This window comes from Sulfurimonas sp., from assembly GCF_027056685.1.
In the GTDB taxonomy this organism is placed as follows: domain Bacteria; phylum Campylobacterota; class Campylobacteria; order Campylobacterales; family Sulfurimonadaceae; genus Sulfurimonas.
This window is the reverse complement of the sequence record NZ_JALUKE010000204.1, coordinates 1-6,895: the sequence shown is the minus strand read 5'-3', so window position 1 is coordinate 6,895 and position 6,895 is coordinate 1. Positions and strand designations below refer to the sequence as shown.

At 34.4% G+C, this 6,895-nt stretch carries 6 protein-coding genes; 3 read left to right on the top strand and 3 right to left on the bottom strand.

Features of this window, described 5'->3' with window-relative positions; genetic code table 11:
- Together MVY38_RS09075 and polA are read left to right on the top strand one after the other, a co-directional pair.
- Positions 1-595: HDOD domain-containing protein (locus tag MVY38_RS09075; RefSeq protein WP_297485432.1), on the top strand; the 595-nt coding region annotated here is incomplete at its 5' end.
- Positions 588-3,311 (top strand): DNA polymerase I, encoded by a 2,724-nt coding sequence (polA, locus tag MVY38_RS09070; RefSeq protein ID WP_297485430.1) that lies wholly within the window; start codon positions 588-590, stop codon positions 3,309-3,311. The genes MVY38_RS09075 and polA, both read left to right, overlap by 8 nt.
- Positions 3,312-3,331: 20 nt before the next feature.
- Here polA and MVY38_RS09065 read toward each other — a convergent pair whose 3' ends face one another.
- From MVY38_RS09065 to MVY38_RS09055, 3 genes are all read right to left on the bottom strand, one after another.
- On the bottom strand, positions 3,332-5,128 hold the full coding sequence (locus MVY38_RS09065; RefSeq protein WP_297485428.1) for an EAL domain-containing protein: 1,797 nt from the start codon (positions 5,126-5,128) through the stop codon (positions 3,332-3,334).
- Positions 5,129-5,206: 78 nt separating this feature from the next.
- Complete coding sequence (locus tag MVY38_RS09060) at positions 5,207-5,458, bottom strand: FlhB-like flagellar biosynthesis protein (RefSeq protein WP_297485426.1); 252 nt, start codon at positions 5,456-5,458, stop codon at positions 5,207-5,209.
- Positions 5,455-6,390, bottom strand: coding sequence for a flagellar hook-length control protein FliK (locus MVY38_RS09055; RefSeq protein ID WP_297485424.1), 936 nt, complete (start codon positions 6,388-6,390; stop codon positions 5,455-5,457). The genes MVY38_RS09060 and MVY38_RS09055 overlap by 4 nt, the downstream gene beginning before the upstream one ends.
- 53 nt (positions 6,391-6,443) lie before the next feature.
- Here MVY38_RS09055 and MVY38_RS09050 point away from each other — a divergent pair, with 53 nt between their 5' ends.
- Positions 6,444-6,872: a hypothetical protein gene (locus MVY38_RS09050; RefSeq protein ID WP_297485422.1), complete on the top strand. Its 429-nt coding sequence runs from the start codon at positions 6,444-6,446 to the stop codon at positions 6,870-6,872.
- Positions 6,873-6,895: the final 23 nt, after the last annotated feature.

The following is a 6,895-nucleotide window of genomic DNA, read 5'->3' as shown; positions in this document are numbered from 1 at the left end:
GAGTATGACACGCTCGATTGCTCTTGGAAATTCTGTGCGAAAACTACTTAATGTAGATATGCAGCCTTATGGTATTACTAGTGAAAAGTTTGCTGAAGTTTCTGAAATGCAAGCGACTTTGATGCTGAAATGGTATGAAAAAGTAGATGCACAAAAGGCTGATGATTTGTATCTTGCAGCATTTTTGCAAGAGACAGGAAAAATATTAATTGCGAGTGATATTATTCAAGAAGATGAAGATGTGAGTTTTAAAGCTGAAGTTGAGTTTTCAAATAATCTTGCACAGTTAGAAAAATCCTATGTTGATGTAAGTAGCTCCGAAGTAACTGCAGAAGTATTTCATCACTGGGGATTTGATGAAAAATTTATAGATATGATTCGCTATTCAGATACTCCTATAGCAGCACCACAAGATGTTGCAGAGTATGCTACTGCCTTAAATATTGTAAAAACAATTTTACCTATAAATAAGCCATTTTCAGAGCAGGCAATTAACTTTGGTTTGAGAAAAGCTCGTGATGCTGGGTATGATTATGAGATGCTTGAAGATGTTATTGATGATATGCTTGATGTAGTTGAGGATTCTCATGAGTAAGGTTGTTACAGTTATAGATACATTTGGGTTCTTTTTTAGAAGTTTTTATGCGCTGCCACAGCATCTGCGTACTAAAGATGGTTTTCCTACGGGACTTTTAACTGGTTTTACAAATTTTATTGCAACCTTAGATAAAGACCATAGTAGTGATTACATTATTTTTGCTATTGATTCTAAAGGAGATACTTTTAGAAATGAGATAGATGTAAATTACAAAGCAAATCGTCAGGCACCACCACCAGAACTGACACAACAACTTCCTGTTGCAATAGAGTGGATAAATAAGATGGGCTACAAAACACTTGGAAAAGTTGGCTTTGAAGCAGATGATATGATAGCAACTGTGGTCAATTGTGCAAAAAAACAGGGCTATAAAGTTCGTGTTGTATCGCATGACAAAGACCTCTATCAGCTTATAGATGATGATAAAGTTGTCATAGTTGATGCAATTAAACGCAAGTATGTAAATGAAAAAGCCTGTTATGATAAATATGGTGTGACACCTGAACAGTTTATTGATTATCAGTCTATTTTAGGTGACAGTGCCGATAATGTCCCAGGAGTGAAGGGCATAGGAAAAGTGGGTGCAGAGAAATTACTTAAAGAGTATGAAACCCTCGATAATGTTTATGAGCATATTGATGAAATTAAAGGTGCAATGCAGAAGAAGCTTATAGCTTCAAAAGAGCAAGCATATATGTCAAAAGAGCTTGTAACGCTTGATCCAAATGTTTTTTCTTGTGATGAGTTTGATTTTGAAGAGTATAAAATGGATGTTGAAAATCCATTTTTAAATATTTATGATGAGCTTGTACAGTATGAGCAAAACGCAGTACTTCGTTCACTTCATGCGAAAAATCTTGTAAGTGATGCAAAGAGAGAAGGGGCACAAAAGGCACAAGAGGTGTGTACGCAAGAAAATAAAAAACTTGCATTTAAAGCGACACTTCTTACAGACGAAAAAGAGTTAAACGCAGTACTTGCTCAGCTTAAGCCTGAAACAATTGTTGCGTTTGATACAGAGACAACTGGTCTTGATTATTTTGGCGACAGACTTGTCGGTTTTAGTTTTTGTATGGGTGATGATGAAGCTTACTATGTACCATTTGGACACTTCTATCTGGGTGTTGAAAAACAGATTAGTCATGAAGCGGCAAAAGAGGCAATGCGTAAAATATTTGCTTCTCGTGTAGTAGGACATAACATTAAGTTTGACCTGCATTTCGTATCGCGTTTTTTAGAAGATGACACATTGCCAATCTACTGTGACAGTATGATTTTAGCGTGGCTTATTAACCCTGAATCGGCACTCTCATTGGATAAGCTTGCAGATAAACTGCTTGGACATAATATGGTTGCGTTTAAAGATACTGTAAAAAAAGGAGAAAACTTCTCTAGCGTTGCGCTTGGTGATGCCTGCGTTTATGCAGCTGAAGATGCTTTTATCACTTTGAAACTTTACAAACTCTTTTTGCAAAAGTTGGAACTTCAAGATGCAAAACATCTTATAGATGAAGCACGAGAAGTAGAAATTCCATTTATAAAAACACTTTTAAAGATGGAAAAAGAGGGCATAGAGGTCGATACAGAATTTTTTGAGCAGTTCTTGGTTGAGGTGAAGAAAACATTAGAAGATCTTACAAAAAGTATTTATGAGTTTGCAGGAAGTGAGTTTAACATTAACTCTACAAAACAGCTTGGTGTTGTACTTTTTGAGACACTTGGATTGCCTGTTGGTAAAAAGACAAAGACGGGCTACTCTACAGATGAAAAGGTACTAAGCTCATTAAAAGATAAGCATCCAATCATAGCCAAACTCTTAGAGTACCGAGAGGTGCATAAACTTTACTCGACATATATTGACCCGCTCTTAAAACTAGCAAATGCAAATGAAACGCATAGAATTCATACCTCTTTTGTTCAAACAGGAACAGCAACAGGACGACTAAGCTCAAAAAATCCAAACTTGCAAAATATTCCAACACGAACACCACTTGGTGCTAAAATTCGTCAAGGGTTTATTGCAGGAGAGGGAAAAAAGCTTATTGGTATTGATTATTCACAGATAGAGCTGCGTTTGTTGGCACACTTTTCTCAAGATACGGTGTTAGTAGATGCCTTTAAACACGATAAAGACATTCATCTCCAAACTGCTATTATTCTCTTTGGTGAAGAGGATGCAAAAGCAAAAAGAAGCATAGCCAAAACTGTAAACTTTGGACTACTTTATGGAATGGGACAGAAAAAACTCTCTGATACTTTGGGTATAACAACAAAAGAGGCAAAAGCAATTATAGAGAAGTATTTTGAATCTTTTCCTACAGTTAAAAGCTATTTTCGCTCTATTGTTGAGAGTTCAAAAGAGAAAGGCTACATTGAGACACTACTTAAACGCAGACGCTATTTTGACTATGAAAATGCAACACCAATGTTTCGTGCTGCTTATGAGCGAGAGTCTGTAAACTCTGTTTTTCAAGGGAGTGCATCAGACCTTATAAAACTAAGTATGAATAAAATTCATAGAATCATAGAAGATGAAAACCTTAAAGCAAAAATGTTGCTACAGATTCATGATGAATTGATTTTTGAAGTGGAAGAGAGTGATGCTGATATGCTTGGTACGAAGTTTCGAGATATTATGCAGAGTATTATGGCATTAAATGTTCCGCTAAAAGCGAGCTTAAATATTGGTGACAACTGGAGTGAGCTGAAGTAATGCTCACTATTTAGTGAAGATTATTTTGCCAAAGGGAGTGGATTTGGCTTACTAAAGTAGTAGCCTTGAGAGTAGTCAACACCAAGTCTTATCATAATATTTTGAATCTCTTTTTTATGTACAAATTCTGCTATACACGGAATATTTGCATTTTTTGCAAAAAAGACAATGGCTTTTGTAATTTCGTAACTTTTTTTATTCGTATCAATATCTTTGATGTATTTTGCATCAATTTTTAGAAAGTCAATTTCTAATTCTAAAATTCTCTCAAAGTTAGAGTACTCAGTGCCAAAATCATCTATGGCAATAGCGTACCCCTCTTTTTTTAAGGCAGAAAGTTGTGCGATGTGATTCTTTTTACCGCTTGCACTAATGCCCTCAAGTATCTCTAAAATAACTCTTTTAGGCTCTATCTTGTACTCTTTAGATTTTATTTGTAAGTAGTCCAAAATATAGTGTCGTATAAGGTCATCTTCGGTGAGATTTATAGAAAAAGTATAGTCATTTTTGGACATCATCTTAAAACTTTTATCTATCATGACTTTTGTAATCTCTGGTAAAAGACCAGAGAGACGAGCTGGTTCTATAAAATTGTATGGTGAGAGAATTTTACCATTTTGTTCTATTCTCGCGAGCGATTCAAATTTGATTATCTCTCGTGTTTTGTTATTTCTAATACCTTGAAAATAGGGAATAATTTCATTGTGCTGTAGGGCATGGTGCAAAATGTTGTTAGATTCTATAAAAGATTTTCTTTTGTTATGTGCTACAAGCTCTTCATCTGTGTTAAATATATGCAGAGAATTTTTTCCCCTTTGTTTTGCCTGTTTGAGGGCAATCACTGCGTTTATGTAGAGATCTTTTATTCCTTTTGCTGCAGCATATGTAAAAGTGATATTGAGTGTAATACCATCGACAATAATCTCTTGGGAATAAAAGAATTTTTTTATTTGAGAAACTTTTTGTCCAATATCTTCATTTTTATTCAAGATAAGTGCAAATTTATCTGCTTCAAGTTTACAAACTGTAGGAGACTCTAATTGATCTTGAAAAATTTTTGCTATTTTAGCAAGAAGTTTATCTCCGATGTTAAATCCATAAGTATTATTTACATAGCTAAAATTATTTATATCAAAAAGAAGAAGGCTCTTTTCTTCATTGTTTACAAGCATCTCATCGAGATGTCTTTTGTTATGTAGTCCTGTTAAATCATCATAGTAGAGCATATGTTGGATTTTTTCTTCAATCTTTCTATTTTTTAAGACAATATTGACCAAAAATGCAGCAGTTTGCAAAACTTTTTTGTGAAAAGGTGCCGGCATGCGATGCTCAAACGAAGAGAGTGCAAAAGTACCTATTACTTGAGCCTCTTCATTTATGACAGGTACAGACCAGCAAGAGCAGAGGTTGAAATCATAAGCAACCTTTCGTAAATCTGCCCATCTTTTATCTTTAAATGTATTGAGTACATATTGGGGCTTTTTATGAAAAATGGCACTTCCACAAGAACCTCCTCCCTCACCAGGCATAAGATTTGCAAGTGCCTTAATACCACTTGCAGGAATCGAAGGGGCAGACAATACATTCATACGATTTGTTTTTTTGTCTAGGATCATGATAGATGCAACAGAATTTGGAAGTAGGTTTTCTACTAAAAGACAAAGATTTTGCAAAGTATTATCATCATCATGATTAAGAGAAAGTTTATGGAGTATATCTGCTTGAATATTGAGAATTTTTTCATACTCATCAGGCGTTATAGGAAGCTCTTGTAAGGAAATATCACTCATATTTTCGCAGGCAACTATTTCGTCCATTGTTTTACAAAACTCCTATTTTAAATGCCATATTTTAACATATTTTGTGTAGACATAAACTTAATTTTTTGATTTATATCAAGGTTTTGTGATTTTATAGAGAAAACTAAAAATCTCTGCAACTGCCTTATACATCTCAGGTGGAACCTCTGCATCTAGCTCTACTTTTGAAAGAAGTTCTACTAGGTCTTCATCTTTTTTGAGCCTTACATCATTTTCTTTTGCTATTTGTATGATTTTTTGAGCAGTTCTTCCCTCTCCTTTGGCTATAACTTTTGGAGCGTTGTTTTTGTCATTGTCATATTGTAGTGCTACTGCTTTTTCTTTCATACTTTTACCTCAAAACCCATTGCCAGGTTCTCATTAGCAGCTGTATCATAAAGCTGTTGCTTTTTTGTTACAAATCTTATCTCTTTTGTTGTTATTGCTGCGTTTGAGAGTTGCTTTTTAAGCATTTGTAAATTTTCTAAAATGCTCTTTTTTAGCACTTCACTTTGTGTTGTGATGTATATGCTGAGTTGATTTTTTTCAAAAAGAGCTAATCTTAAATCGAGCGCACCATGCTCTTTCAACTCCAGATGAATATCACAAAGATAGTGCTTCTTTTGAAGTTTTTTTATGCTGATTTGCCCCTCTTCTAAAGCATCCCAAGCGTAGGGAATGTATATGGATGCTGCGTTTGAGAGATGTGAGAGCAGTTGATGATAATCTATAGTGAGTGTGAGTTTGTCTATATGCTTTAAAATCTCTTGTGAGTTTGGAGTTGTTACTGCGTTTGAGAGTTTGTCATGTGTTTGCAAAAGGAGTGCTTTTAGATCTTTAGAAAAAAGTTCTTTTGGATTTTCACCATTTTTTATTTGATTTTCTAAAAAAACTCCTGATTTTTTCAATTTACTCTGCAGCTCTTTTGGTTCTATCTCTTTGATATTTGTGAGTAGGTTTTGTAGTGTCTTTTCCAGTTGCGTCTGTTTTGTGTCGTGTTTTAAAAGTACGAGTAAGTTTTTTATATTGAGCGCTGCGTTTGAGAGAGATTTGAGTGTAGGGTTGTTTTTTAGAAGTTCTAAAAGAGCTCTGTTTTGTGCATCATTGGCATTGCTACTCTCTTTTAAAAGCATTTTAAGAATAGAGTTTAAATCTTTTACTCCTCCAAGTTGTTGTAATTGTGTAGGAGAGGCATCTTTGAGTGCGATTGCAAGTGCTTTATTTGTAGTAGGTAACAATAATTTTAAGTTTTTGTCTGCGTTTGGAGTCAGTTTTATCATAGCTAGAGTTTAGCATACTTTAGTATAATACACAAAAAAATAAGAGATAAGATATGAATGAAAAAATAGAAAATATATTGACAACATGGCACAAACACTTTGAAGATGAAGCAAACCAGTACTCGGAGTTTGAAGCTTCCGATGTTGAGTATTTTGTAGGCTGTATGCTTTACAATCACTTTGCATTTTCAAAAGCACACCACAATTTAAAAACTATGGATTTAAGTTATGACTTTTTGTCCTCTTGTGGGGAATACTATGAAGATTTTGAAAAAGAGATAGCTTCCATAAACTTTGAAAATGAGGAGCAAGCTTTAGCATTTTTGCATGAGTACATTCAAACTTCAAAAGCCAAATATACAAAGCCAGAACTCTATCTGCTTGAGAGAATGGAGTACCATGTAAACGCAATGGCTGAAAGATACACTAAGGATGTGGAAGTGAAAAAAGTTGACTTTGAAAATCCACTCTTAAAAAAATAGTATGAAAAAGTATCTTATAAGTG

Bases quoted from the DNA above. Each gene is read 5' to 3' on its own strand.
- MVY38_RS09050 (WP_297485422.1), top strand. From the start codon at position 6,444: ATGAATGAAAAAATAGAAAATATATTGACAACATGGCACAAACACTTT.
- MVY38_RS09060 (WP_297485426.1), bottom strand. From the start codon at position 5,458: ATGAAAGAAAAAGCAGTAGCACTACAATATGACAATGACAAAAACAAC.
- MVY38_RS09065 (WP_297485428.1), bottom strand. From the start codon at position 5,128: ATGGACGAAATAGTTGCCTGCGAAAATATGAGTGATATTTCCTTACAA.
- polA (WP_297485430.1), top strand. From the start codon at position 588: ATGAGTAAGGTTGTTACAGTTATAGATACATTTGGGTTCTTTTTTAGA.
- MVY38_RS09055 (WP_297485424.1), bottom strand. From the start codon at position 6,390: ATGATAAAACTGACTCCAAACGCAGACAAAAACTTAAAATTATTGTTA.